The sequence below is a fragment of the Candidatus Buchananbacteria bacterium genome (genome assembly GCA_013359225.1).
In the GTDB taxonomy this organism is placed as follows: Bacteria; Patescibacteriota; Patescibacteriia; order Buchananbacterales; family UBA6539; genus JABWCG01.
Genome location: JABWCG010000001.1, coordinates 575,703 through 601,517 on the forward strand (window position 1 = coordinate 575,703; position 25,815 = coordinate 601,517).

Consider the following 25,815-nt stretch of genomic DNA (forward strand, 5'->3'; position numbering starts at 1 on the left):
TTAACTTACCCCCTAATCTGCTTAACAAACTTGTATATTGAAAATACCACCGGATTGGTAATTAAATCATGGCTGCCAACGTACTCAGTAATTTTAGTATCCGGCCCAAAACCAGTCTTAAAACGAGTAATACCTTCCCATTTTTTATTGTAGTATGACGGGCCGTTGGTTCCGCCAAAGTCATAATATGTATACCCCGCCTGTTTAGCTGCCAAAATTGCCTCCCACTGCAACAGATATGCCGCCATTACGTCACGATACATATCAGCCGTAGCACCGTGAAGGTAAATTGCGACTTTGCCAAAAAATGAAATCATATTGGCCGCAACGATCTTGCCGTCATATTCCGCCAAAAATAATTTAACTGTTTCGTCCTGACTCATCACTTCAAACATTTTTTTGTAATGTTCTTTGTGATGTGGTGAAAAACCGTCACGCTTGGCGGTTTGTTTCATGAGCTGCCAGAAAGATTCAATATCAGATATTTCACTGCTCACCCGAATTTTAACTCCTTTGCGCATTGCTAAACCAATATTGTAACGGGTTTTTGGCTTCATAGCCGCCAAAAGCTCCTCTTGAGTTTTGCTTAAATCAAGCATCAGCGTACATTTCGGCTGAATTTCATATTCACCTTTGCGAAAACCATTATCAATCAGGCGTTTTTCGTTGCCCAAAAGCCATGGCGGATCCACTCTGATTAAAAAACTTTTTTCTTCCCGCGCCAGGCGTTTCATTTCCGCAAACAACGAATTAAGGTCGTCAATTTCCATCGTATTAATGACTGGACCTCTGGGACAATATAAATAGTTATACTCAAATGGCAATTCATGTTTGACGATCAACGCGGCGGCCTGCAATGCCCCCTCGCCATTAACCGCGGCCAACCTGATAATCTTTCGGTCTAACGTTTTTTGGAGTTCTCCCCATTGCCAAGAATGAAGCAACCCGCCGTCTGGGGCGTTACTTTTGACAAAATTATCCCAATGTTCTTTTAAGTCTTCTCCGACTTGAATGATCTGCATTTGTTTAAACCACAAAATTAATTAATCGTCCAGGCACAAAAATAACATTTTTTATTTCTCGGTCCTTTAAGTGCACCAACACTTTCTCACTTTGCTTGGCTAAAATTTCAGCCTTTTGTTCATTGATATCAGCCGGCACCCGAATTTTATCGCGTAATTTACCATTAACCTGAACAATCAAATCAATTTCTGAATCCATAATCAAAGCCGGATCAAATACTGGCCACGGCGCTTGACTAATAGATCCTTTATGTCCGGTTAACTCCCAGATTTCTTCACTAAGATGTGGTGCAAAAGGCGAGAGCAATTTTACCAACGCTTCAGCGGTAAACTGATCCATTGCTTTTTCCTCGCTGATTTTATTGACTAAAATCATCATCGCCGAAACTGCCGTATTATAATCTTGGCTTTCAATATCGTCACTAACCTTCTTGACAGTTTTATGAACTAAAGTTGTTAACTCTGGACTGACTGAATCAACAATAACCACTCCGCCGGTATACAAGGCCCAAACCTTTTCGATAAATCGCCGAACTCCGATAACACCCTTGGTATCCCAGGGAATTGCCTGATCAAACGGCCCCATAAACATTTCATAAACCCGGAAAGTGTCCGCGCCAACCGATTTTACCACTTCGTCAGGGTTAACCACGTTACCGCGAGACTTAGACATTTTTTCACCGCCCTCGCCTAAAATCATTCCGTGGGATGTGCGTTTCAAATACGGTTCATTGCCACATTTTTTTGGCACCACGCCGATGTCATACAAAAATTTGTAGATAAAACGAGAATACAATAAATGCAGGGTGGTATGTTCCATGCCGCCATTATACCAATCAACCGGCGCAAAATATTCCAGTTTGTCTTTATCGGCCAACTGATCATTATTTTTCGGATCGATATAGCGTAAGAAATACCAATTAGAACCGGCCCAGTTTGGCATTGTGTCGGTTTCGCGCATTGCGACTTGGCCACATACCGGGCATGTTGTCTTCACCCAATCAGTTATTGCCGCTAGCGGTGATTCTCCGGTATCGGTTGGCTCATAATTTTTAACTTTTGGTAATTCCAACGGTAGCGCACTTTCCGGCAACGCCACCCAACCGTCCACTGACGCACCAGTCTTTTTACAATTTTCACAATACACCATAGGGATTGGCTCGCCCCAATATCGTTGGCGAGAAAACACCCAATCGCGCAATTTATAGTTAACCGTTTGTCTACCCATGCCGTGGTCCTCAAGCCATTTGGTGATTTGCACCATCGCTTGTCGCACCGACATATCATTAAACTGGCCGGAGTTAATCAATTTACCGGTTTCGATATCAACAAAAGCCTGCTTGGCGATAGTACCCCCCGCGATAACTTCAATAATGGGCAGATGGTATTTCTGAGCAAACTCCCAATCCCGCTGATCGTGCGCCGGAACAGCCATAATCGCGCCGGTACCATAGCTTGACAGCACATAATCGGCAACCCAGATAGGAATTTGCTTTCCCGTCACCGGATTAATAGCCATGACACCCTGCAACACCACTCCGGTCTTTTCTTTCTGTAATTCAGTTCGTTCCAGGTCTGATTTCTTCTTCGCTTGTTCGATGTACGCCTCAACCTCTTTTAAATTGGTAATCTGTGACTGGCAATCTGTAATTAAATTGTGCTCCGGAGCAATAACTATAAATGTAGCGCCAAACAGCGTATCGGGCCTAGTTGTATAGACAGTTAGCGCGTGATCCTGGCCGGTGATTTTAAAATCAATTTCTGCTCCTTCGCTGCGACCAATCCAGTTAATTTGCTGCTGTTTAATTCGATCTAAATAATCAACTGTTTCCAAATCGTCAATTAGCCGGTCCGCATACCGAGTAATTCTAAACATCCACTGTTCTAGTTCTTTTTTGATCACTTCACCGCCGCACCGTTCGCATTTACCGTTCACCACTTCTTCGTTTGCTAAACCAATCTTGCAGGACACACACCAGTTAATAGGCATTTTGGCTTTATACGCCAAGTCGTGTTCATACATCTTCAAAAAAATCCACTGCGTCCATTTATAATATGACGGATCGGTGGTTGTTACTGTCCGATCCCAATCAAAACTAAAACCAAACGACTTAAGCTGTCGCGTAAAATTTTCAATATTCTTTTTAGTAATAATTTCCGGACTGGTCCCGGTTTTAATGGCGTAATTTTCTGACGGTAAGCCAAAGGCGTCAAAGCCGATCGGGTACAACACATTATACCCTTGCATTCGGCGCTTCCGCGCTAAAATGTCGAGTGCGGTATAACTGCGAGGATGCCCCACATGTAAACCCTCACCCGACGGATAAGGAAACTCAATCAAACAGTAATACTTTGGTTTTGAGCTTTCATCATCAGCGGCAAACTGTTTTTTATCCTCCCAGAATTTTTGCCATTTCTTCTCAATCTTTGAGTGATCGTACTTTTTCATACCAAATATAAATTACCATAAAAAGGGCACAATATCAACAAAGGCGCACGCCACTACCGGCGTGCGCCTTTAAAATTTTTACCAACGATAACAGCCTTACTTCAAAACATCCTTGAGGTATTTTCCGGTATATGACCGTGTTACTTTAACGATATCGCGCGGCGTGCCAAAAGCGACAATCTCACCGCCAGCATCCCCGCCTTCCGGCCCCAAATCAATCACCCAGTCGGCACACTTAATCACGTCCAGGTTATGTTCAATAATTAAAACAGTATTTCCTTTATCCACTAATTTATTCAAAACCCCCAGTAGCTGTTTAATATCCTCAAAATGCAGTCCGGTCGTTGGTTCATCTAAAATGTAAAGTGTTTTACCAGTTGACCGCCTGGACAATTCCGTTGCCAGTTTGACGCGTTGGGCTTCACCACCAGACAGCGTAGTCGCTGGCTGGCCAAGCCGGACATAACCAAGCCCGACATCGTGCAATGTTTTTAATTTATTTGAAATAATCGGCTGATTGCGGAAAAATTTCATCGCTTCTTCAACTGACATGTCCAAAATGTCGGCAATATTTTTCCCTTGATAGTGAATCTCCAAAACTTCCGCCTTATAGCGCGAGCCATGGCACTCTTCGCACTGAACGTAAACGTCGGGCAAAAACTGCATCTCAATTTTTACCAAACCTTCTCCAGCGCACGTCTCACAGCGTCCGGCTTTGGCATTAAAGCTGAATTTGCCCGCTTTGTAACCGCGGATTTTAGCTTCTTGGGTTTCAGTGAACAAGTCTCTGATATAGGTAAATACTCCCGTATAGGTTGCCGGATTACTGCGGGGCGTGCGGCCGATCGGTGACTGATCAATCGCAATAATTTTATCAATATGTTCAATACCCTTAATGTCTTTATGGCGGCCCGGCAAATCTTTAGCCCGATAAAATTTCTTCGCCAAAGCCTTAACTAAAATATCAAGCATCAAGGTTGATTTGCCTGAGCCGGAAACCCCCGTTAAGCAAATAAATTTGCCAAGTGGAATCTTAGCATCAATATTTTTCAAATTAAATTCACTGGCGCCGATAATTTCAATAAATTTGCCATTGCCTTTACGGTACGTTTTTGGTTCATCAATTTTATCAGTCCCCGACAAATATCGTCCGGTCAAAGAATTTTTATTCTTTTTAATTTCTGCCGGTGTTCCCTGAGCAACCACCTTGCCACCAGCCTCACCGGCACCCGGACCGATGTCAATAATTTCGTCAGCCGCCTCCATGGTCATCTCATCGTGCTCAACAACAATCACCGTATTACCCAGATCACGCAAATGTTTTAAGGTGTCAATCAAACGCTGATTGTCTTTTTGGTGCAAACCAATTGACGGTTCATCTAAAATATACACCACACCAGTCAACGAAAGCCCAAGCTGAGTAGCTAAACGAATCCGTTGAGCTTCGCCGCCCGACAGCGTTGCCGATGGCCGATCAAGCGTGATATACCCCAGCCCGACATCATTAAGATACTGCAAATGATTGACGATTTCTTTTATCGCTTGATCGGCGATTTTATGCTCCTTAGCCGTTAGGCTCAGTTCACCGGTCTTGTTTTTTTGTAGTTGTTTAAAAAATTCCAAACCTTTCTCAATCGTTAATGAAGTTATTTCTGAAATATTCTTTTCACCAATCGTCACCGCCAGATAAACCGGCTTTAATCTTCGACCCTGGCAGTACGGACAGGTAAACACTCTCATGTATTGTTCAATTTCCTGGCGCAAATAGTCGGAAGTTGTTTGCTGATATTTTTCTTGTAAAATTTCAAGCACGCCGGCAAATGTCAGCTTCTCGTTTCCGATTTCGTACTCTTTGCCGCCGGTACCGTTGAAAATAATATCCAGAGATTTCTCAGATAACTCCGAAACCGGCACATCCAGCTTAAACTTATGTTCTTTGGCAACCGTTTGCAATAATTGCCAATAATTATTTTGGTTTGAAAAATTTCTAGCCCACGGTTTAATCGCACCTTCGGCCAGTGTCAGACGCTTATTTGGAATAACCAGTTCCGGATCCACCTCTAGCCGAGTGCCGATACCCAGACATTTAGCACAGGCGCCGGCCGGCGAATTAAACGAAAAATTACGCGGTTCAAGAGTAGTAATATTGATGTTACACTTGGAACAAATATAATGCTGAGAGAAAAAATATTCTGTACTATCAACAATAATTGAGATTTGACCATTGCTTAAATCAAGCGCCAATTCAACCATCCGGCTCAATTCTTCTCTAAAAATTTCTTCTTCTTTCTTGGTATATGTCAGGTCACCAACAATAATTTCTACCGTTTGACCGTCTGCAAAATTCAGCGAGGTGGCGTCAAGATTTTTGATTTCATTTGCTACCCGAATTGATTTGAATCCTGATTTTTTGATTTCATCAATAGTCTTACTTTTTTTATCAATATTAACCGGCGCAAAAATCTTTACCTTACTGTTTTCTTTTATCAAGCCAAAAACGCGGCTGATAATCTGGCTTGAAGTTTGTTTCTCCAGCTCTTTGCCGCACACCGGACAGTGGACATGGCCGATGCGTGAATAAATCAATCGCAAATAATCATAAATTTCTGTGACGGTTCCCACCGTTGAACGAGGATTAGTTGAAGCTGAGCGCTGGTCTATTGAAATAGCCGGAGACAGACCCTCAATCGAGTCGACTTCCGGCTTATCCATTAAACCTAAAAATTGTCGGGCGTAGGTGGAAAGTGATTCCACATAGCGGCGCTGACCTTCAGCGTAGATAGTATCAAAAGCTAAAGAAGATTTTCCCGAACCAGAAATACCAGTAAACACAACCAGTTTCTCCCGCGGGATTTCAATATTAATATTTTTTAAATTATGAACCCTCGCTCCTTTGACGATAATTTTTTTTAACATAGTTTTGTCTTTCTTTTATGTCTCCATCAAAACCCATCGTTGCCAAAAACTGCGGGACACAAAAAAACAGGGATAAACTTTAAACTAAGGATACAGTTTACACCTGTTTTTGATTTGTGTCAAACCGATTAGTAGAATTCGACGTGCCAATGTCTGGTGCCGCCAACCGGGCTTTCATCGACAAAAGTTGCCGTCCGGCCGTTGGGCAAAGTGACATTGCGATACATTGTTGCGCTCGGATCCTTACCCCACTGAACCGTTATTGACTCATGGCTCTGAATATATCCATCAAGCTCGGCGTTTTCTCCGATTCGAATATCCGCCTGATACCCGGGCCGGGATGTATGATGACCCGCCTCAGTTGCCCCGGTAATAGTAAATCCGCCGTATTCATCAGCTAATGAATTTAAACTGTCAACCGTAGTGCCTTCTAGGCCGCCCACGTTAGTACAATTAGTTTGCCCGGCGTACTGGCACGGCGCTTTATTAATGCCAATATCATGTTCATCCAAGCTCGCTCGAGTAGTAGTCTCCCCCTGAGAAGTCCCCGTGGGCAAAGCCCCCGTATATTCGCCGCCAGTATCGACTGCGCCGCCGCCATAATCACGGACCAAGGCGGGGTCAAATTCATCGCCAACCGACACAGACAAATCATCTAACTCAACTAATTTCGGGTTAACGGTTTGCAGAATGATGAAAGAAAAAAGCGCAAGCAATAATCCAGTTAATGCAGAAGTAATAAAATCTTTCGCTGTACTGATCTGGTTTGGATTACCGGCCGACACTAACCATAAAAAACCGCCAACCATAATCATAATGACTGCTAACACTCCGGCAACCGCGACGCCGTAGTTGTAAATCGCGGTAATATATTTGCCAATCCAAGGAATCGCACATTGTGTTCCACCCTCACAACTAACCGGATCAAACTCTAATGTCGTATTGCCAATCTTAACCGACAGCGTCGGTTTAATCCCCCCGTCCTGCGCCATGGCTACAGAAGCATTTATAAACAGAATAACAAATAAAGCCGCTAGAAATATAATGCTACTTTTTTGAAAATGTTTCATGTCCGACGTGTCCTAATGTAATAAAGCATCCATAGCGCCACTGATCATAATTTCAGAATTTCGCCGCGCTCGGTTTGGCACCTGACCGGCATAAATACTGTCAACAATTTCCGCGCCGGCCGTCACCCAGTATGTTGCGTCGCCAGTTTCAATGCCATTAACAACGGCAGCCTGCAAATTAACAAAACTATCCAGCCCGCCGCCGCCCAAATTAAAGGCCATATCAACCAGAACTGTTCGCCGATCGGCATCAAGCTGATTCCAGTTTGCCTCGCCGCCGACAAAACCAACTGCATCATCAATTGCGTCCTGATAATCGTCCTCAAAAAGTTCGTTTGCTCGTTCACTAGATATGCAATCACCTTCATTAATATTGTCCGCTCCGGTCACTAAGTGGCCATACCCAATTGTCAAATTACCAAGACTATCGCGATAAGCACACGGATTATAGCCCTCATTTCGCTGTGTATACTCAACCGGATTACCACCGGTCCAATAATCTCCATCAGACCCGGTGCCATCGCGTTCTGGTGTAATAGCAATGCCGCTGGAGCTGTCAGTCCCACCAACCGTGTTAATTGGTTGAATCTGTGACACCGTTATACCTTCTAATTTGACCAGACGAGGGTTAACGGTTTGCAGAATGATAAAAGAAAAAAGCGCAAGCAATAATCCAGTTAATGCAGAAGTAATAAAATCTTTCGCTGTACTGATCTGGTTTGGGTTACCGGCCGACACTAACCATAAAAAACCGCCAACCATGATCATAATGACTGCTAACACTCCGGCAACCGCGACGCCGTAGTTGTAAATCGCGCCAATATACTGGCCGATCCAATCCACTTCTAAATTCCCTCCCGATTCTGTCCAGCCCTCACCCTCATTAAAACCTTTAAAGCTGCCAATCTCAACACTGATCTGCGGCTCGGGAATACCCGTTGCCAAAACTGCCGGCGCTAATAAAAAAGATCCTGCTAAAAAGAAGAAAAAAATAAACAAAATATTTTTCATACCGCTCTTATCTACTTAACTCTGCTAAAATAATGCTCTCAAATGTCGCTAATGAGACCGCACCTCGCAAGGGCTTACCGTTGATAAAAAATGTTGGAGTTGCCTCAACGCCAAATGCTAAACCTTCCTGCAGATCAGCTTCAATTTCCGGCAGATATTTTCCGGCGCCCATGCAACTGCTAAACTGCAAACTATTAAGACCGATTTGAACCGACCAAGCGGCTAAATTATCCTCGTTGATTTTATCTTGATTTTCAAAAATCTTATCGTGCATTTCCCAAAATTTTCCCTGTTCATTCGCACACTCACCGGCTAACGAAGCTAACACTGCCTGCGGATGGATGTCGGTCAGAGGAAAATCACGAAAAACAAACAGCACTCTGTCGCTGTAATCCTTAATTAGCTCTTTAACTACCGGATAAACCTGGGCGCAGTACGGACACTGAAAATCAGAAAACTCCACAACAACTACCTTCGCGTCTTTTGGTCCGACGCTTGGATCATCATCAGTTGCCAAGTTGGTTAAAACAATCTGATCATCGGGCTCAGCCGCCGAACCGCCAAAAAGTTCACTGGCAGTTATTTCCCCAGACCGCAACAGGTAGATGACTTTAGCAACATAAATCCCAAAAGCAACCGAAAAAACCGAAAACAAAACTAAAAATCCAATCAGCAATTGACCCCACCAATGCTTATACCATTTTTTGTCCGGTTGGTGATCGCCTTTCTGGGAATTTGGAACATTAAAAATTGGCTCTTCAGTATACATAAATTCAATAATATTATACCATAAAAATAGAAATGATATAAACCGCTATGACTCAATATGAAAAAATCACCGATGCTGCCGAAAAAAAATATCTAAAAAAAGACCTTAAGCGCCGAAAACAGATGAAAGTAAGCGGCAAAAGAGTACTACAACTCAAACGGATCATCAGCCAAAAATCAACGTCATCCCGGGCGAATTGACAATATTTGGTTTTTCTGATAGATTATAGACATTGATTATGCTTATCGACATTATTCAAATTATTTCAGCAGTCCTCTTGATTGCTGTTGTCCTGATTCAAAATAAAGGCACCGGTCTGGGTGCTGCTTTTGGTGGCGAAGGCACGGTTCATCGATCTAAGCGCGGTGCTGAAAAATGGCTATTTACTTCAACTATCATCCTCGCAATTGTTTTCTTGGCAACTGCTCTTGCCAACACTCTTTTTTAAAACCCACACAACTACATAACAGACTAAATCATTTTTTGTGTTTAAAAGCATTTTCTCGCTAAACAAAAACAAAAACGCTCAAAGTACAGGTGAAATATCGGAGGACTCGCCGAATACCGACCTTAAGAAATCTGACCGCAAAAGCTTGGACAAAAAGTTAATTTATTCTCTTGGTAACAAAAGAATTCCCAACTTCCGCCAGCTTAAACACCTGCCAAAAATACTGAAACCAAAAGAGCGAGCCACTTTTACCGGTCTGGTCGCTTTGGTTATTGTTTCTGTTATTTTTATTGTTACCACATTTTATCTCAGAAATTTCTTGCCGACGCCAACAGTCGGAGGCGAATATGTAGAAGGCTTAATCGGCGCGCCTCAGTATATCAACCCAATCTTATCACAGACAAACGATGTTGATTCCGACATCGCTCGGTTAATTTTTTCCGGACTGCTCAAATATGATTCCGAATTACAGTTGGTCCCCGATCTTGCCGCAAGCTGGGAAGCAAGTGAAGATCAAAAAACATACACTTTCACCTTAAAACAAGGAATAAAATGGCACGATGGTCAGACGCTTGATGCTGACGATGTCATCTTTACTTTCCAAAGCATCCAGGACCCCGATTTTAAAAGCCCGTTATTAATCAGTTTTCGCGGCGTCACGATTCAAAAAATTGACGACCTGACAGTTAAATTTACCCTGCCGGAAGTGTTTCCCGCCTTTCTTGAAGTGTTAACATTCGGAATCTTACCGGAACACATCTGGGGGACAATCCCTGCCATCAATGCCAACTTGACGGAATACAATCTTAAGCCGGTCGGCAGCGGACCCTGGAAATTTAAATCATTAGCCAAAGATCGTTTGGGCAATATTAAGTCGTATGTCTTAGTACCAAATCCCGATTATTACGGACCACAACCGTATATCGAAAAATTGACTTTTAATTTTTATCCTGATTTTCAAACTGCCGTAGTAGCACTAAAAAATAATTCTGCTGAAGGAATCAGTTTTCTGCCAAAAGAATTTAAATCCCAATTAGCGGGAGAAAAAAGCCTTAACTTTAATTCTTTTTATCTCCCTCAGTATACTGCTGTCTTCTTTAACCAAAAAGAAAATGAAGCGTTAAAAGAAAAAAGCGTCCGGCAGGCCCTTGCCTACGGCATTGATAAATCAAAAATCTTAAGCGAAGCTCTTGGACTAGAGGGCGAAATTATTGACGGGCCGATTTTACCGATACCAATTGAACAAAATAGTGACAAAAAAATTAATTTTGATGTTGCTAAGGCAAACCAATTATTAGAAGATGCTGGCTGGAAACAAATCACACCGCAGCAGTATCAGGAATATCTTGCAAAGAAAACTGCCGCCACAAACCAAGACACGGCAACAACCACTGCTCCGGAAATTTTAACGCCAACCACCACGACTGAAGATGCACAAGCTAAAACTGAGACCGAAACCGAAGAACAGGGATTTTACCGACAAAAAGGAGAAAACATACTAACAATTACCCTAACCACCGTTAACCAGCCAGAGAATTCAAAGGCGGCTGAATTAATCAAAGAATTTTGGGAAGCAATCGGCGTAAAGGTAAACCTAGTCATTGTTGAGGGTTCAAAAATCAGACGCGAGGTTATTAAAACCAGAAATTATGAAGCATTGCTGTTTGGCATTATCGTCGGTTCAAATCCCGATCCCTATCCGTTTTGGCACTCTTCTCAAATTCAGGATCCGGGGCTGAATTTGGCACTATTTGCCAACCGCGAAGTTGATAAACTGCTTGAGGAAGCCAAAATAACTGAAAACGCTGAGGAACAGGTTCAAAAATATCAACGCTTTCAAGAAATTCTAGCTACTGAATTGCCGGCAATTTTCTTGCACACTCCGACATATAGCTACGTCGTTGACAAAAAAATTAAAGGTATTAATATTGGCCGAGTCATCATCCCTGCCGATCGGTTTAACAATATCCAAGACTGGTACATCAAAACTGAACGCCGCTATCAGGGAGACATTCATTAATTATCCATTTTATTATTCACCATTCTGTGTGCGTCATATCTCTAGACACACACCATTAAGCCGATGTGGTGAAATTGGTAGACACGCACGGTTCAGAGCCGTGTGAGCGCAAGCTCGTGAGAGTTCAAATCTCTCCATCGGCACCATAACAACTATATTACATTATGAAAGAACGAAAAAAACAGCATCCTGTTAGATCTCGCACCGGCAAGCCGTCGGTTGGCCGGAGAGACAACAATAGAAATCAACACCGCAAAAAGATTGCTAAGACCAAGCATCACAGCGGTGTTACTCAACCAAGTCCTAAAAGAAAAGAAGTCTTTTCACCGGACAAACTAAAAATCTACGCTTTAGGCGGCCTTGAAGAGGTCGGACGCAACATGACGGTTTTTGAATATGAAAACGATATCGTCATTGTCGACATGGGACACCAATTCCCCGAAGAAGAAATGCACGGCATTGATTATATCCTGCCGAATATTAGTTCACTTAAAGGTAAAGAAAAAAATATCCGCGCTGTACTAATTACGCACGGTCATCTTGACCATGTCGGCGCCGCGCCACACCTGCTGCCCGAGCTAGGTAATCCGCTGGTTATTGCCGCACCAATGACTGCCGCCATCTTGCGCAAACAGATTGAAGACCACAGCAACAAATTCACTCCCAAAATCATGGAATTACGTGACCTCAAGTCACCGATCAAATTAGGAAAAATCACCATTAATTTTTTCCAGGTCACTCACAGTATTAAAGATGCGCTAGGAATCATCCTTCAAACGCCCGTTGTCACTGTCATTCACCCCGGCGATTGGCGCTATGATCTTGATCCGGTTGAAGGCCCAAAAACCGACATGACTCATCTTGCTAAATGGAAGACTAAGACTAGACCGGTTGCCTTAATGATGGAAAGTCTGGGTTCAACCCAACAGGGTTTTCAGGGTTCGGAAATGGAAGTATATAAAAATATGGAGCAAATCATTAGTACTGCTCCCAGCCGTGTTATTTTTGGAACATTCTCTTCAATGATTGAACGTATCGGTCAGATCATTCAAATTTCTGAAAAGTATGGCAAAAAAGTCGCGGTTGACGGCTACAGCATGAAATCAAACGTAGAAATCGGCCGTAAATTTGGCTTCATTAAAACCAACAAAGAAACGCTTATTGACATTGCCAACATTGACGACTACCCAAAAAATAAAGTGGTGGTTATCTGTACCGGTTCTCAGGGTGAAGACCGGGCTGTGCTGCGCCGGATTGCCAATGGCGACCACCGGTTTATTAAAATTGAACCAAACGACACCATTGTTTTTTCGTCTTCGGTAATCCCCGGCAACGAACGAACAATCCAAACTTTAAAAGACCGGCTATACCGGCTTGGCGCAAATGTTATTCATAAAGAAATTATGGATGTCCACGCCGGCGGTCATGGCAAAATTGAAGATATCAAGCTACTGCTCAAAGAAGTTCAGCCAGATTATTTAATCCCGGTTTATGCTAATCACTACCTGCTTCAAGAAGCGTCAAAGGTGGCACAAAGTGTTGGTTTTCCAAAAGAAAAAATCTTTGTGGCTGACAATGGCCAAATTATTGAGTTTGACAAAAAGGGTGGCCGCCTCACCAACCAGCGAGTGGTGACTGATTATGTTTTTGTCGACGGTCTGGGTGTCGGCGATGTTTCAAGCGTTGTTTTAAAAGACCGCCAGGTGATGGCTTCCGACGGTATGATCGTCGTCATTGTCACTATTGATAAAAAACGCGGCGTGCTGGTACAAAATCCCGACCTTATTTCACGGGGATTTATCTATATGAAAGAAAATAAAAAACTGATTGAAGATACTCGAATGCTGGCAAGAAAAATTTTTAAGGGTACGCTTAAAGGCGGCGTTGATGAGGGTTACTATAAAGATAAAATCCGAACTGAAGTCAGCAATTTTTTGTACCAAAAAACTCAACGGCGACCAATGGTATTGCCGGTAATAATTCAAATTTAACTCTATGTGGTTTCAAAAAAAACCCTTATTCAACCTGCCGCTAAAAATTCTTTTGGTTACTAACTCCATCATCTTGCTGGCCGGCGCTATGTTTGGCCCGATCTACGCTTTGTTTGTCGAAGACATTGGTGGCGATTTGATGGATGCCAGTTTCGCCGGCGGTATTTTTGCTTTGGCTGCCGGCATTACCACGCTTGTCTCCGGCAAATACAGTGATCGGGTTAAAGAAAACGAACTAATCGTTGTTGCCGGTTACATGATTATGGGACTGGGGTTTTTACTGCTGTCAATCTGTACCTCAGTCTGGTTTCTTCTTCTTATTCAAATACTAATTGGTCTTGGTGAAGCCGTTTATTCACCGGCATTTGACGCTGTCTATTCAAAACATCTTGATAAAAATCACGCTGGCAAACAGTGGGGCGCCTGGGAATCAATCAACTACTTTTCACTTGCAGTCGGTGCCGTTGTCGGCGGCGTTATCGTCACATTGACTAACTTCAACGTTTTGTTTATTCTTATGGCAATGATGTCGTTTGCGAGCGGCATCTATATCTATTTACTACCACGCAAAGTTCTTTAGATCACCACAACCAATAAGGAAGGTACCATGGAGGAGCATCAAGAGCTCAAACAGAATTTGATTCGGCTTCGCCGGGTCACCAGCCGACTAAACACCTTGTTGCTTTGCTGCCTGGATTTGATGAAGGAGCAATCGTTTTGCGGCCGCACGCAGATCATTATGGATCAAATCCTAGACACCAGAAAACGGGCAATCATTGAACTTTGTCCGATCAAATCAAAGCTCGGACTGGCAATTCACTGTCCTGATCACGAAGCCGGCGAACTATTCAGACTAAAAGAGCTGGCCAAAATCGCGAAGATGAGCGTTTCGCCGACTGAAATTGACGATTATTTTGGCAAACTCTTTGCCGAATCGCGCACCCTTCAAGCGGTGCAAGCCGCGCAAGAGCTGGAAGGTGAGCCGTATCTAATGAAGTAATTGATACGGTTTTTTATTTACATAAAACTTGACAAATATTTTAACCGTGTTAAGATAGACACATCCTTAACAAAGTTATTAAAACCATTGAAGTATGTCCCCACGTTCGTGGGGGTTGGGCATACTGAGGTGGCCGCTGCGCTAGTGGCGGCCCGGGAGTAGTTACCCGTAACCAAAAACTAACTGATGTCGGTCGCCTCAGGCGACGACAGAGTCAGTAAAGCGATCAAATAATCCGTACTGACACGGATTTTTTTGATAATAAGGGTGGCACCGCGAAAACCTTTTCGTCCCTTAGTTATAGTGTTTACTATAACCAAGCGACGAGAGGGTTTTTTTGTTTAACGTTCTTTAAACGCCAAAATGGCAAAGGAGCTTTCAACCATGCCTTGGGGACATAGCGAAGACAAACGTCCACAACTTTGTTTTGAATGCAAAACTCCCATGCAGGGAACAAAAGAACAGTTCGTAAACGGCCATGGATTTGGCAGCACTAGCGGCAACCAATTGCTGCCAATCTGTATCAACCCTGGCTGTAACCAAGGGAAAAAAAATCTGGCGGAAAGTCGCTAGATGAATCCAAGGGTTTTGGAGGCACCAGTCAGTCGTGACTGACACAGGTGAGACACCCGTCGCTCACGAGCGACAGGTGAGGCCGCTGTCAAAGGGGGTAAATACTGCAAACTGCGGTTTTTGCCCCCCCATTTTTCTTTACATAACCACCTATCCATATTAAAATGACTAGTATGAAAGAAATCATTTTGTCGGGTATCAGACCGACCGGAAAACTACATATCGGCAACTACTTTGGGGCCTTAAAAAACTTCGTTGAGCTGCAAAATAAATACGAATGTTATTTTTTTATTGCTGACTTGCACTCGCTCAATGAGCAGTTTGATCCACAAATCAAACATCGTCAAACTGTTGATCTAGCAAAAGATTTTTTGGCGGCCGGACTTGATCCAAAAAAATGCACTATATTCACCCAATCACACATGTCCGAGCATAGTGAATTAGCCGTAATCCTTTCCAACGTTATTCCGGTTTCGTTTTTATTTCGCATGACCCAGTACAAAGACAAATCAACCGACCGAGCACAAGAAAATGTCAACGCCGGGCTACTGTTTTATCCTATCTTAATGGCAGCTGACATCCTGATGTACAAACCGACAAAAATTCCGGTTGGCGCAGATCAAACTCAGCACGTTGAACTGGCGCGCGATGCTGCTAAATTTTTTAATGCCAAATTTGGCCAGACATTTCCGGAACCTCAACCGCTTTATACTGAGGTGCCAAAAATCATGAGCCTACTTGAGCCCGACAAAAAAATGGCCAAGAGTTTGGGCGACAACCACTGTATCTATCTTGAAGATGAACCAGAAATTATTAAAAAGAAAATTAGCAAGGCAGTAACTGACACCGGCGACGGCAAAGGCCTTGGCGCGCAAAATCTGCTTGGTTTGGTAAAAATATTTAGTAACAAAAAAATATTTGAGCGCCTAACAGCCGATAAAAATGCTGGCAATCTTAAATACTCCGAACTCAAAGAACAACTAGCACAAGATATTGCTGATTACTTTTATGACTTTCGTGAAAAAAAGAAAAAAATTACTGATGCTCAGGCTGCAAAAGTCTTAACCCTGGGGTCCAAACGAGCTAAAAAAGTAGCGGCCAAAACCATGGAGGAAGTTCGCCAAAAGATTGGAATTGGCTAAATGTTTGAGGTCACGCTATTTTTAATTTCTTTTGTCGTCTTGACCGCCGGCACAGTCGCAATACTTCTGATCGGCGCCAGCGCTATTGTTATTTTTCTGGTTGGGGTGCCGTTTGTGCCAACACCTAAAAAAAATGTTACACTAATTATTAATCAGCTTAACCTGAAACCCGGCGAAGTATTCTATGATCTTGGTTGCGGCGATGGCCGATTTTTAATTGAGGCGGAAAAACGCGGCGCTAAAGCTTTGGGGTTTGAAATTTCTCCTTGGGCATACCTGCGAGCCCAAATCAATATTTTTCTACATCACAGTCAGGCCAAAGTACTATACAAAAATTTTTACCACGCTAACCTGAAAGATGCCGACGGCGTTTTTTGTTTTTTAATGGATGCAGTCATGCCAAAAGTTGAAAAAAAATTATTAGCTGAACTAAAGCCAGGTGGTCGCATCGTTTGTTACGGTTTTAAGCTTCCAACACTAACCCCTAATACCATTATTAATCTACAACCAAATAATCGTAATTCAAGTAGTATTTATTTATATGTCAAAAAATAATATGTCTAACCCCTTCGAAAATGCGATGAAGCAATTGGATCTTGCATCCAATATCATGAATAACAACGAAAAGCTTAAAAACCTACGAACTCCCAAAAACATCCTGGAAGCAGATTTAACGGTTACCATGGACGACGGATCAACGAAAACATTTAAAGCGTACCGGGTGCAACATAATAATTCCTGTGGACCATTTAAGGGTGGCATTCGCTTTCACCAAAATGTCACGCTTGATGAAGTTAAAGCCCTCGCTTTTTGGATGACTATTAAAACCTCCACAGTCGGCATTCCCATGGGCGGCGGCAAGGGCGGAGTTGTCGTGGATCCCAAAACAGTAAGCCAAGCTGAATTAGAAAAGCTGTCGCGCGCCTACATCCAGGCATTTTATCAGCACCTTGGTTCACAGCTTGATGTCCCGGCACCGGATGTAAACACCAATTCCCAAATTATGGACTGGATGCTTGATGAATATGAAAAATTAATTGGCCATGCCGATCCAGGAATGATTACCGGTAAATCAATTGCCAAGGGTGGTTCCCTTGGTCGCGACACCGCCACAGCCGATGGTGGATTTTTTATCCTTGAAGATTTTATCAAAACCAAAAACATCAGTCCGAAAGAAACCACCGTCATCATTCAAGGCTTTGGCAATGCCGGTGCCAACATGGCTGTTTTACTCCACCAAGCCGGCTTTAAAATTATCGGCGTCGCTGATTCTAAAACAGCAATTATTGATCCAGACCATCAGGGTTTTGACGCCGTGGTTATTCAAAAAATCAAAAAAGACCATGGCCGGCTTGATGTTTGTGTCAATGACGAGGCGGGACAGTGCGATATCAACCACCATCATCTTGAGCCACATATGATCCTAGAACAACCATGCGATATCTTAATCCTAGCAGCTCTGGAAAACCAAATTACCAAAGACAATGTTAAAAATATTAAGGCAAAAATTATTTTAGAACTCGCCAACGGTCCGATTACGCCGGAAGCTGATCGTGAACTTGCAGACCGCGGCATTGTTGTTATTCCCGACGTCTTAGCCAACGCCGGCGGCGTGACAGTTTCTTATTTTGAATGGCTCCAAAATACTAAAAATGAGAAGTGGTCAGCCGCACAGGTTCGAGAAAAACTCAAACCAATTATGATTGACGCGTTCAACCGAGTCACTCAAACTGCAAAACAGTACAACATCCCACTACGAACAGCCGCGTTTATTTCAGCACTCCAACAAGTCTGTCTTGTTCCTAAAGAGTAACATAAGTACAAAAAAGAGCCACGTTTGCTTACCAGGCTCTTTTTTGTTAAGCTCTACAGTAACGTTCTTTCAACAGTACAACACGAAAGGATCTTTGTCGTGAACGATATAAGTGCCAAAATTGCGATTGATTTGGACGGTGGCGACCACGGTCCAAAAGTTATTGCCAAAGGCATCACGCTGGCAATCAAAGAAGGTTTCGTAAGCCAGCAAGAGCTTGTCGTTTTGGGGTCAAGCGCCTCAATTAACTGGTTCAAAAACCACATGCCTGACGGCATCAGCCTTCAAGAGTGTGGTGAAGCGATTAAGATGGGCGAAGACATCAAAACAATCAGGAAAAAACGCCGCAGCTCCATTGCTCAAGGAGTATACGGAGTAAAAACCGACAAATTCCAGGCCTTGGTGTCTGCCGGCGAAACAAAAGCAATGGTCGCCTGGGGCAAGATGCTGCTGGCGCCGCGCATCAACGACTTTGATTTGCGTCCGGCAATCGGTGTCAAAATGCCTCACCCCGATGGGTTGTGGCTACTGGTTGACGCCGGTGCAAACATTGAAGCCAAAAGCATCATCACGCTTTGGCACAATGCCCACATGGGAGCGATTTATGCCCGCGAAGTTATGGGCATTGCTAATCCACGAGTCGGCTTAGTCAACATCGGCGAAGAAGAAAGCAAGGGTGATCAAACACTCAGAGACGCACACGCCATTTTGGGACGAAGCAACCTTAACTTTGTCGGCAATGTCGAGCCGCGCGAACTCTTCCTGGGTAAAGTCGACGTTGCGGTCTGCGACGGCAAAGTCGGCAACCTGATTTTGAAAAGCGGCGAAGGGGTTGTTGAAATGCTCAAGGCTATCGCCAAACGGGAATTTAAACGACTACTCAGCCGGCCGGAATTTCCTCAAACCAGCCGACAATTAGCCTGGTGTTTTGCCTGGCCGTTCATCTGGCTGCTTGTCATTTTGGCGACACCATTGTCGCTGATCATCTTTCAGGACGCTAAAAAGAAGATCAGCCATGACGAAATTGGCGGGGCAATCTTACTGGGCGTACCCGGCATGATTATCTGCCACGGACGTTCAAACGCCCGGGCGATAGCTAACGCCCTACGAGTCGCCAAGGCGGAAATTGGCCACAACGTTCATCAAATCATCTTCGATCAGCTTCGGCAAATCGAAAAATCCCCCTGAGATCAACAATCAAGGGGACTTTTTATTAAAAAATTTATTCCAAAATTCCAACCTCAATGCGGCGCAAATTTTCATTTGTGACACCCAGGCTTAAAAATTTCATCATCTGATAGGCCTGAACACCATCTTTCATATAATATCGCTTCCCGTCAGCCGGATTGACGTACCACGCCTCACCACGAGATTCAACTTGCAATAAAATTCGTCCTCGTAATCGGTTAACTAAACTAATATCCGCTTGGTTTTTCTCCGTTGATTTGCTTAAGGGATTAAAATTATTTTTTATTTCAACCGCATCGGTAAATCCATCGTCATCCGAATCAGCATCCGTACGACTGGTGCCTAAAACCTCTTCCAGAGTGTCATCAAGCCCATCCGCATCTTGATCGCTGATAATCGCGCGAGATTCAAGGCCAAGCGGGATTTTTGCTAGATCGGCAGTAGTGATTCCAAGGCCAAACGAACGTAAAGCGGCATATGCATCGTTGCCGTTTTTCAAATAAAATTTTTTCTTTTCACCAGGCGCCACGTACCACGCCTCACCACGAGATTCAACTTGCAATAAAATTCGTCCCGCTAAATCGGCAGCTAAATTGGTATCAATAGCACCAACTAGTCGCCGCTCCTGTTCAACAAAATCAAGAGTGCTTGATGCTTGCGGCTGAGGATTGGCGGCCGCATAGCGGCAGGAACCGTCATTTTTTGTAGCTACTTGATTATAATTAACGGCCTGCCTGTCCATACATCCCAGGATTTCATACTGACACGAACCGTCATCCTTGGTGGCTTTGGCATTATAATTTTTTGCTTTAGTGTCCATACAGCCCAAGATTGGTTCAGGCGCCACAACGACGATACAGGTACCGTTGCTACAACCATTCGGACAATCATAATCAACGTACGCGGCTAGTTGATCGCTATCACAATAATATTCCCGCAACAATGAATTGACACATTCATCAGACCGATTAACGGCGTTACCATTAATATCATACCCAGTAATTGAGCCTCTAGTCCGATAATCTTTTTTACTGTCTGTTTCAGTACATGCCACACCGCACCGCCCGGTATGGTCCGGCGATACTTTTACCTTTTGGCGCTCACAATTATTGCCGTATGTCTTTTGATCGCAGCCGCAGACCGGGTCATAAATTTTTGAGCAGCTGGAGGTAACCGCCACACAACTGCCGATTTCACCAGAGCACCCCTGAAATTCACAAAATTCCGCCGTCAGACAGTCAGAATTTGATTTGCAATTTCGGCCTCTGATACAACGGCCATCCTGACAATTATTTGGACAAATATATTGTTCACTTTTTATTTCTCCATTTTCACAGTAGTAATCCGTTAGCATATTGTCACTACATTCATCAACAATAAATCCGCTACATTCACCCGAGGCATTACACGTAACAACACTACCTTTCGTGTAGTAATTTCGAGTGGTTTCGTAGTCGGTGCAGGGTTGGCTGGCTGCCAGAGCCGGCGAAGAATAATGATGGGTTTGGTAAATAAAAAATGCTATCACGCCAGCGATAACAATAATACAAAATGAGATAAAAAATTTCTTCATACGTATAACAAAACTTGATCTCCTTAAGTTTTAGTATACTATTATAAATTAACTTTTTCCAGACGGATATCTTCACCCAACCAGACACTGGCGGTTTTAGCAAAAATATCAGTTATGTCGGTAACTAAAAATCGGTGATCAGTTCCTTTAACGAGCCGCTGCTCGGTTTCCGGGTGACGATTCAGATAATCTTTCAATTTTTCCGCAACGATCGTTGCGACATCTAAAACTTTAATATTCTTACCGCAAATGCTTTGAAATTTTTTATGAAGCATCGGATAATGAGTGCAGCCCAAAATCAAAGTATCGATTTTTTTAGTCTTTAATTCTCGTAAATAAAGCCGGGCGATTTTTATTGTTTCAGGCCGCTTCAACCAACCTTCTTCAATCAGTGGCACCAACAGTGGTGCCGCCGCTTGCCAAATCTTTAATTTCGGATCAAGCGCCCGCAGTTCCCGTTCGTAAGCGCCGGAATTAACCGTGGCCCGCGTTCCCAACACTCCAAGACGGCCATACCGACTTTGGCTAACCGCCACTTCAACCACTGGCCTAATGACTCCCAACACCCGACGGTCGGGATAATGGATTGGCAACCACTCTTGTTGTAATTTTCGCAACGCTTCAGCTGACGCCGTATTGCAGGCGACAATTACCAGCCCACAACCCTGTTTAAACAAATAATCAACGGCTTGAACGGTAAACTCGTAAATTTTTTCCTGCGATCGGTTGCCATATGGTGTGCGTGCCGTGTCCCCCAGATACATCAATTGATATGCTGGCAAAACACGACGAATGGCTTTAACAACTGTTAACCCTCCGATTCCCGAGTCAAAAATCCCAATCATAGATTATTTTTTTACCAATCCCTCAATTGCCCGCAAAATTTCAAGCGGGACGGCAAACACCACCGTATTAGACTGGTCTGAAGAAATATCATTAATGGACTGCAGGGTTCGCAGATGCAGCGCGCCATCAGCTGCCGAAAGAGTTTTTGCCGCCTTGGCCATGTTTTCAGCCGCAATTACTTCACCTTCAGCTTTGATGATAACAGCGCGGCGTTCACGCTCGGCTTCGGCCTGCTTAGCAATGGTACGTTTCATTTCTTCAGGCAATGCAATATCTTTAAGTTCAACATTCACCACTTTAATACCCCATGGGTCAGACGCCTCGTCAACAATTCTTTGAATTCGGCTGGAAATTTGATCGCGGTTGGCCAACAATTCATCAAGACTGACTTCACCGCTGGCATTGCGCATTGTTGTTTGCGCCAACTGTGAAATAGCGTATCTAAAATCTTCAACTTCAATAATCGCCTTGGCGGCATCTGAAACCTTATAGTAAATAACGGCGTTAATCTTAACGGAAATATTGTCTTTAGTTATTGCTTCCTGATCCGGCACGTCAACAGCCTTAACTCTAATATCAACCTTTTTCAATGATTGAATAACCGGAATAATCAAGCGCCAGCCAGGTTCTTTGGTACCGACATACTTGCCGAGCATAAACTTGACTCCCCGTTCGTACTGATTAATCTGACGAATTGAAATTAAAAGCAGAAAAACGATGATAACAATAAGCGGAAAGTATGGCATATGTTTTAGATTAATTATTTAGCTTTATTAATGAATGCTAAGAGGTCGGCCAGATTGCTGTCCAAAATTTCTTGCGTATCTGCCTCTACGGTCACACGTAACAGCGGTTCGGTATTTGATGCCCGAACATTAAACCACCAATCCTGATAATACACCGTCAGCCCATCAAGCGTATTTTGCTTACCCGTCTGATATTTCTTTTTGAGCTCACCAATAATCTGTTCAATCTGAGAACGATCAGAAAATTCAATATTTACTTCCGGCGATTTTTGATATGTATAAAACGGTTTAACAATTTCTGAAAGTGCCCGGCCGTCTTCGGACAATAGCTGCAACAAAATCAAAAACGCAATAAACCCCGAATCAGCATAAGCGTTATCGCGAAATGAATAGTGAGCAGACAACTCACCCCCCATGATGCCATTTTGTTCACGCATGGCTTTGCTAATATTAACAAAACCGACTTCAGATAATATTGGCACACCGCCCCACTCCGTAATTTTTTCCGGCACAATCTTTGAACAAATAATGTTATAAACTATTCCCATGCCCGGCTGACGGCTCAAAAATTCTTTAGCTAAAATCAATAATGTGTAATCAGCCCTGATAAACGTGCCTTGTTCATCAACAAAAAATAACCGATCAGTGTCGCCGTCAAAAATTACTCCGAAATCAGCCTGGTGTTCCTTAACCGCCTGAATAATCTGAACCTGACTTTCGGGTAATAATGGGTTTGACGGATGAGCTGGAAAATTTCCATCCAAGACAAAATTTAACTTTATCACTTCAATTGGTAAATGCGGCTCAAGCAACGGAATAATATTTGTAGCCATACCGTTACCCGCATCAATCACCACTCGAAATGGTTTAATTTTTTTCCGATCCACAAATGACAAAACATGATCGGTGTATTTAGGCAATATATCAATTGTCGTCACACGACCCTTTGTATCAGCCAATTCTTCTGACAGATGCAAAACCTCATCTCGCAGATCTTGTCCACGAACCCAGCTCATATTCTGCAACACCATCTTAAAACCATTATATTCCTTAGGATTATGAGAAGCAGTAATCATAATACCGGCTTGATACTTTAAAATCCCAACTGCAAAATAGACTACATCGATTGATACCAAACCAATATCAAGAACATTGGCACCCTCGTCGGTAATGCCGCGAATCAGCTCACGCTTTAACGCCGGGCCGGACACCCGCATGTCCGAACCGACCACCACCTCACTGGCGCCAGACTTTTTAACAAACGCCCGGCCTATCGCATAAGCAGCCGCTTCATTAAGTTCGGCCGGATAGATCCCTCGAATGTCGTAGGCTTTAAAAATCTTTTCGTTAATCATTTCTGCCATAGGGTTGTTAACGGAATTCTCGCCAAATATTTTTCTTCACCTGTATCAGTGCTCCCAGTGCCCACCAGATTAATACTATACTTGCCAGCCACCCCAACAACGGAATATTGCCAAGCGCAGTAAAAACAATCAAACCAAGCACTAACGGCAAAATCAACGAACCCTTGTGTTTTTTCTCCTTGCTAAAGTTCGTAATAATCCATAAGCCTAATGCCAAAGCAGCGAACACTTTGGTGGCATAAATTAAGATCAAATATAGCGGCAATGCCAGCAATGCCAGAGGGATGCCGATGATAGTCAAAAATAAGATGATAATACCAACCGGAATAGCAAAAAAGTACAGGGCACCCCAGCCAATAGACGGCCAAATATTTTTCGTCATTTCATCATAAACATCCAAGACAATCTTAGGGACTAAACTGACTAAAATAATTCCCAAAACCACTAAACTGAAAAAACCGACGATTTTGAAAAACATTTGTAACGGCCAAAACGCCTGGCGCCAATTGGCAGTATGAGGGCCGGTTAAATCTTGCCTGACCGTCTGGCCGGCGACAGTCGCACCAGCCTGCAGTTCAAGCTGATTTTCCGTTGCTGCTTTATAGGTAAGGTTTCCGCTAATTTTTGCTTCTGGCAATAAAACGACGCGGCCAGACCTATCAACCGAAGCCGTAACATCTTTACCAATTTCACCACCAAGCAGTACGGTAGCGCCAGTCAGCCAGACATTACCTTTGACCGCGCCACGAGCTTCAACTGTTTCACCGGCGCTAAATAGATCCCACTCAGCGCGCGCTTCTTTGGTTATTGCAATAGTTCGTCCGATCGCCCAAATGTTTCGGTCAACAACACTACTGATTTCAATCACCTCGCCAATAACCCGGACGCTGCCGGCAACCGGCCCAGAAATTTTTACACTGTTACCAGCGACAATCACGTCACCAGCAACGGCGCCAGAAATTTTTACACTGTTACCAGCGACAATCACGTCACCAGCAACCGGACCGTTGATTTCAACGACGTTGCCAAAACGAATCAAATTGCCCTGGATAATTTCATTTTCGGCGACATACACCGATTCCCCAGTTGTATTTGAAGCGGCAAAAACAACAACCGGAGTTACTATCAAAAAAAGCCCAATCAGGCTGATAAGTGCAAATTTTTTTAGGGTTTGCATAGTCATTTTTTAATAATTATTGCACCTCAATTTTATCATTCTTAGGCGCAAATGACAACCTTGTTTTGAAAATAAAAAGGGCCAAGCTGCAAGGGTTGCAGTTGGCCACTTAAGAAGCGAAGATCAGGCAGTAGCTGTCTGCTTGGACTTCATTTCGTCCCGGCGTTCTTTGCTCTTCTGACAGCTCAGATGAGCTAAGTCGCCGTTTGGTCCAAGTTGGACAACGTCAGCGGGGTGACTGGCGAAAGCCACGAAACAATGAGTGCAGCTTTTGCCGGCCACAACGACTGCTGCCGACTGACCGGTAACCTGTTTGGTTTGAAGGTCGTAGACCTTCACTGCGATTGGCTGGTCACACGCACCATTGCTGTGACCGTTGTTTTTGGACATTCCTGCCATGGTTTTGTCCTTCCTTTCCAGAGTAAACTAGGGTTGGTGCAAACACCTTACGTCACTTCTTCTCCCTCCTTTCGCAGACGAAAGGTCGAAAAGCCTACAGGTTTAGAACAAAATTGTGATGGTGACAAACTACCATTATTTAGCCAATCTGTCAACCCTCAAAAACTCCAAAAACTTGCGCTAAAACAGATTTTTTATTTTAATAATGAGTTTTTATCAATTACCCAAGTTATCCACCACCCCGCTTTGACAGGCTATTTTTAGAATGGTAAACTATCAATATATTGATATCAATATA

Annotated in this window: 23 protein-coding genes and 1 tRNA gene; 12 read left to right on the forward strand and 12 right to left on the reverse strand. The window is 43.5% G+C overall.

Annotated elements, in window-relative coordinates:
- Nucleotides 1-5 precede the first annotated feature (5 nt).
- From HUU49_02950 to HUU49_02975, 6 genes are all read right to left on the reverse strand, one after another.
- Nucleotides 6-1,022: a peptidoglycan bridge formation glycyltransferase FemA/FemB family protein gene (locus tag HUU49_02950; GenBank protein ID NUM25562.1), complete on the reverse strand. Its 1,017-nt coding sequence runs from the start codon at nt 1,020-1,022 to the stop codon at nt 6-8.
- Nucleotides 1,023-1,026: 4 nt separating this feature from the next.
- Nucleotides 1,027-3,471: a leucine--tRNA ligase gene (locus HUU49_02955; GenBank protein NUM25563.1), complete on the reverse strand. Its 2,445-nt coding sequence runs from the start codon at nt 3,469-3,471 to the stop codon at nt 1,027-1,029.
- 96 nt (nt 3,472-3,567) lie between these two features.
- On the reverse strand, nt 3,568-6,387 hold the full coding sequence (gene uvrA, locus HUU49_02960) for an excinuclease ABC subunit UvrA (GenBank protein ID NUM25564.1): 2,820 nt from the start codon (nt 6,385-6,387) through the stop codon (nt 3,568-3,570).
- Between the two features lie 128 nt (nt 6,388-6,515).
- On the reverse strand, nt 6,516-7,379 hold the full coding sequence (locus tag HUU49_02965; protein ID NUM25565.1) for a hypothetical protein: 864 nt from the start codon (nt 7,377-7,379) through the stop codon (nt 6,516-6,518).
- A 90-nt stretch (nt 7,380-7,469) separates the two neighbouring features.
- Nucleotides 7,470-8,468 (reverse strand): hypothetical protein, encoded by a 999-nt coding sequence (locus HUU49_02970; protein NUM25566.1) that lies wholly within the window; start codon nt 8,466-8,468, stop codon nt 7,470-7,472.
- A 7-nt stretch (nt 8,469-8,475) separates the two neighbouring features.
- Nucleotides 8,476-9,237, reverse strand: a complete 762-nt coding sequence (locus tag HUU49_02975) for a DsbA family protein (protein NUM25567.1) — start codon at nt 9,235-9,237, stop codon at nt 8,476-8,478.
- Between the two features lie 47 nt (nt 9,238-9,284).
- On the opposite strand from HUU49_02975, the gene HUU49_02980 reads away from it, so the two are divergent.
- The 12 genes from HUU49_02980 (at nt 9,285) to HUU49_03035 (ending at nt 19,412) form a co-directional block, all read left to right on the forward strand.
- Nucleotides 9,285-9,437, forward strand: coding sequence for a hypothetical protein (locus tag HUU49_02980; GenBank protein ID NUM25568.1), 153 nt, complete (start codon nt 9,285-9,287; stop codon nt 9,435-9,437).
- Between the two features lie 32 nt (nt 9,438-9,469).
- Nucleotides 9,470-9,685 (forward strand): preprotein translocase subunit SecG, encoded by a 216-nt coding sequence (gene secG, locus HUU49_02985; protein ID NUM25569.1) that lies wholly within the window; start codon nt 9,470-9,472, stop codon nt 9,683-9,685.
- Between the two features lie 145 nt (nt 9,686-9,830).
- On the forward strand, nt 9,831-11,705 hold the full coding sequence (locus HUU49_02990; GenBank protein ID NUM25570.1) for a hypothetical protein: 1,875 nt from the start codon (nt 9,831-9,833) through the stop codon (nt 11,703-11,705).
- Between the two features lie 59 nt (nt 11,706-11,764).
- Nucleotides 11,765-11,851, forward strand: a tRNA-Leu gene (locus tag HUU49_02995).
- 18 nt (nt 11,852-11,869) lie between these two features.
- Nucleotides 11,870-13,696, forward strand: coding sequence for a ribonuclease J (locus HUU49_03000; GenBank protein NUM25571.1), 1,827 nt, complete (start codon nt 11,870-11,872; stop codon nt 13,694-13,696).
- 4 nt (nt 13,697-13,700) lie between these two features.
- Nucleotides 13,701-14,276: an MFS transporter gene (locus HUU49_03005; GenBank protein ID NUM25572.1), complete on the forward strand. Its 576-nt coding sequence runs from the start codon at nt 13,701-13,703 to the stop codon at nt 14,274-14,276.
- Between the two features lie 27 nt (nt 14,277-14,303).
- Complete coding sequence (locus HUU49_03010) at nt 14,304-14,696, forward strand: hypothetical protein (GenBank protein NUM25573.1); 393 nt, start codon at nt 14,304-14,306, stop codon at nt 14,694-14,696.
- Nucleotides 14,697-15,080: 384 nt separating this feature from the next.
- Nucleotides 15,081-15,269, forward strand: coding sequence for a hypothetical protein (locus HUU49_03015; protein NUM25574.1), 189 nt, complete (start codon nt 15,081-15,083; stop codon nt 15,267-15,269).
- A 173-nt stretch (nt 15,270-15,442) separates the two neighbouring features.
- Nucleotides 15,443-16,411: a tryptophan--tRNA ligase gene (trpS, locus tag HUU49_03020; GenBank protein ID NUM25575.1), complete on the forward strand. Its 969-nt coding sequence runs from the start codon at nt 15,443-15,445 to the stop codon at nt 16,409-16,411.
- Nucleotides 16,412-16,966 carry a class I SAM-dependent methyltransferase gene (locus tag HUU49_03025; GenBank protein NUM25576.1) on the forward strand — a complete coding sequence of 185 codons (555 nt, stop codon included), beginning with the start codon at nt 16,412-16,414 and terminating at the stop codon, nt 16,964-16,966.
- Between the two features lies 1 nt (nt 16,967).
- The gene (locus HUU49_03030; protein ID NUM25577.1) at nt 16,968-18,224 is read left to right on the forward strand and encodes a Glu/Leu/Phe/Val dehydrogenase; all 1,257 of its coding nucleotides are present in this window, start codon (nt 16,968-16,970) and stop codon (nt 18,222-18,224) included.
- 99 nt (nt 18,225-18,323) lie between these two features.
- Entirely contained in the window at nt 18,324-19,412 is a 1,089-nt protein-coding gene (locus tag HUU49_03035; protein ID NUM25578.1) for a phosphate--acyl-ACP acyltransferase, read from the forward strand.
- Nucleotides 19,413-19,446: 34 nt separating this feature from the next.
- Here the strand turns inward: HUU49_03035 and HUU49_03040 are convergent, their stop codons facing one another.
- From HUU49_03040 to HUU49_03065, 6 genes are all read right to left on the reverse strand, one after another.
- Entirely contained in the window at nt 19,447-20,985 is a 1,539-nt protein-coding gene (locus HUU49_03040) for a hypothetical protein (GenBank protein ID NUM25579.1), read from the reverse strand.
- A 41-nt stretch (nt 20,986-21,026) separates the two neighbouring features.
- Nucleotides 21,027-21,830, reverse strand: a complete 804-nt coding sequence (locus tag HUU49_03045; protein ID NUM25580.1) for a glutamate racemase — start codon at nt 21,828-21,830, stop codon at nt 21,027-21,029.
- Nucleotides 21,831-21,833: 3 nt separating this feature from the next.
- Nucleotides 21,834-22,577, reverse strand: a complete 744-nt coding sequence (locus tag HUU49_03050; GenBank protein ID NUM25581.1) for a slipin family protein — start codon at nt 22,575-22,577, stop codon at nt 21,834-21,836.
- A 14-nt stretch (nt 22,578-22,591) separates the two neighbouring features.
- Complete coding sequence (locus HUU49_03055; GenBank protein NUM25582.1) at nt 22,592-23,941, reverse strand: phosphomannomutase/phosphoglucomutase; 1,350 nt, start codon at nt 23,939-23,941, stop codon at nt 22,592-22,594.
- Between the two features lie 7 nt (nt 23,942-23,948).
- Entirely contained in the window at nt 23,949-25,118 is a 1,170-nt protein-coding gene (locus HUU49_03060) for a polymer-forming cytoskeletal protein (GenBank protein NUM25583.1), read from the reverse strand.
- A gap of 123 nt (nt 25,119-25,241) precedes the next feature.
- Nucleotides 25,242-25,517, reverse strand: a complete 276-nt coding sequence (locus HUU49_03065) for a hypothetical protein (GenBank protein NUM25584.1) — start codon at nt 25,515-25,517, stop codon at nt 25,242-25,244.
- Between the last annotated feature and the right edge of the window lie 298 nt (nt 25,518-25,815).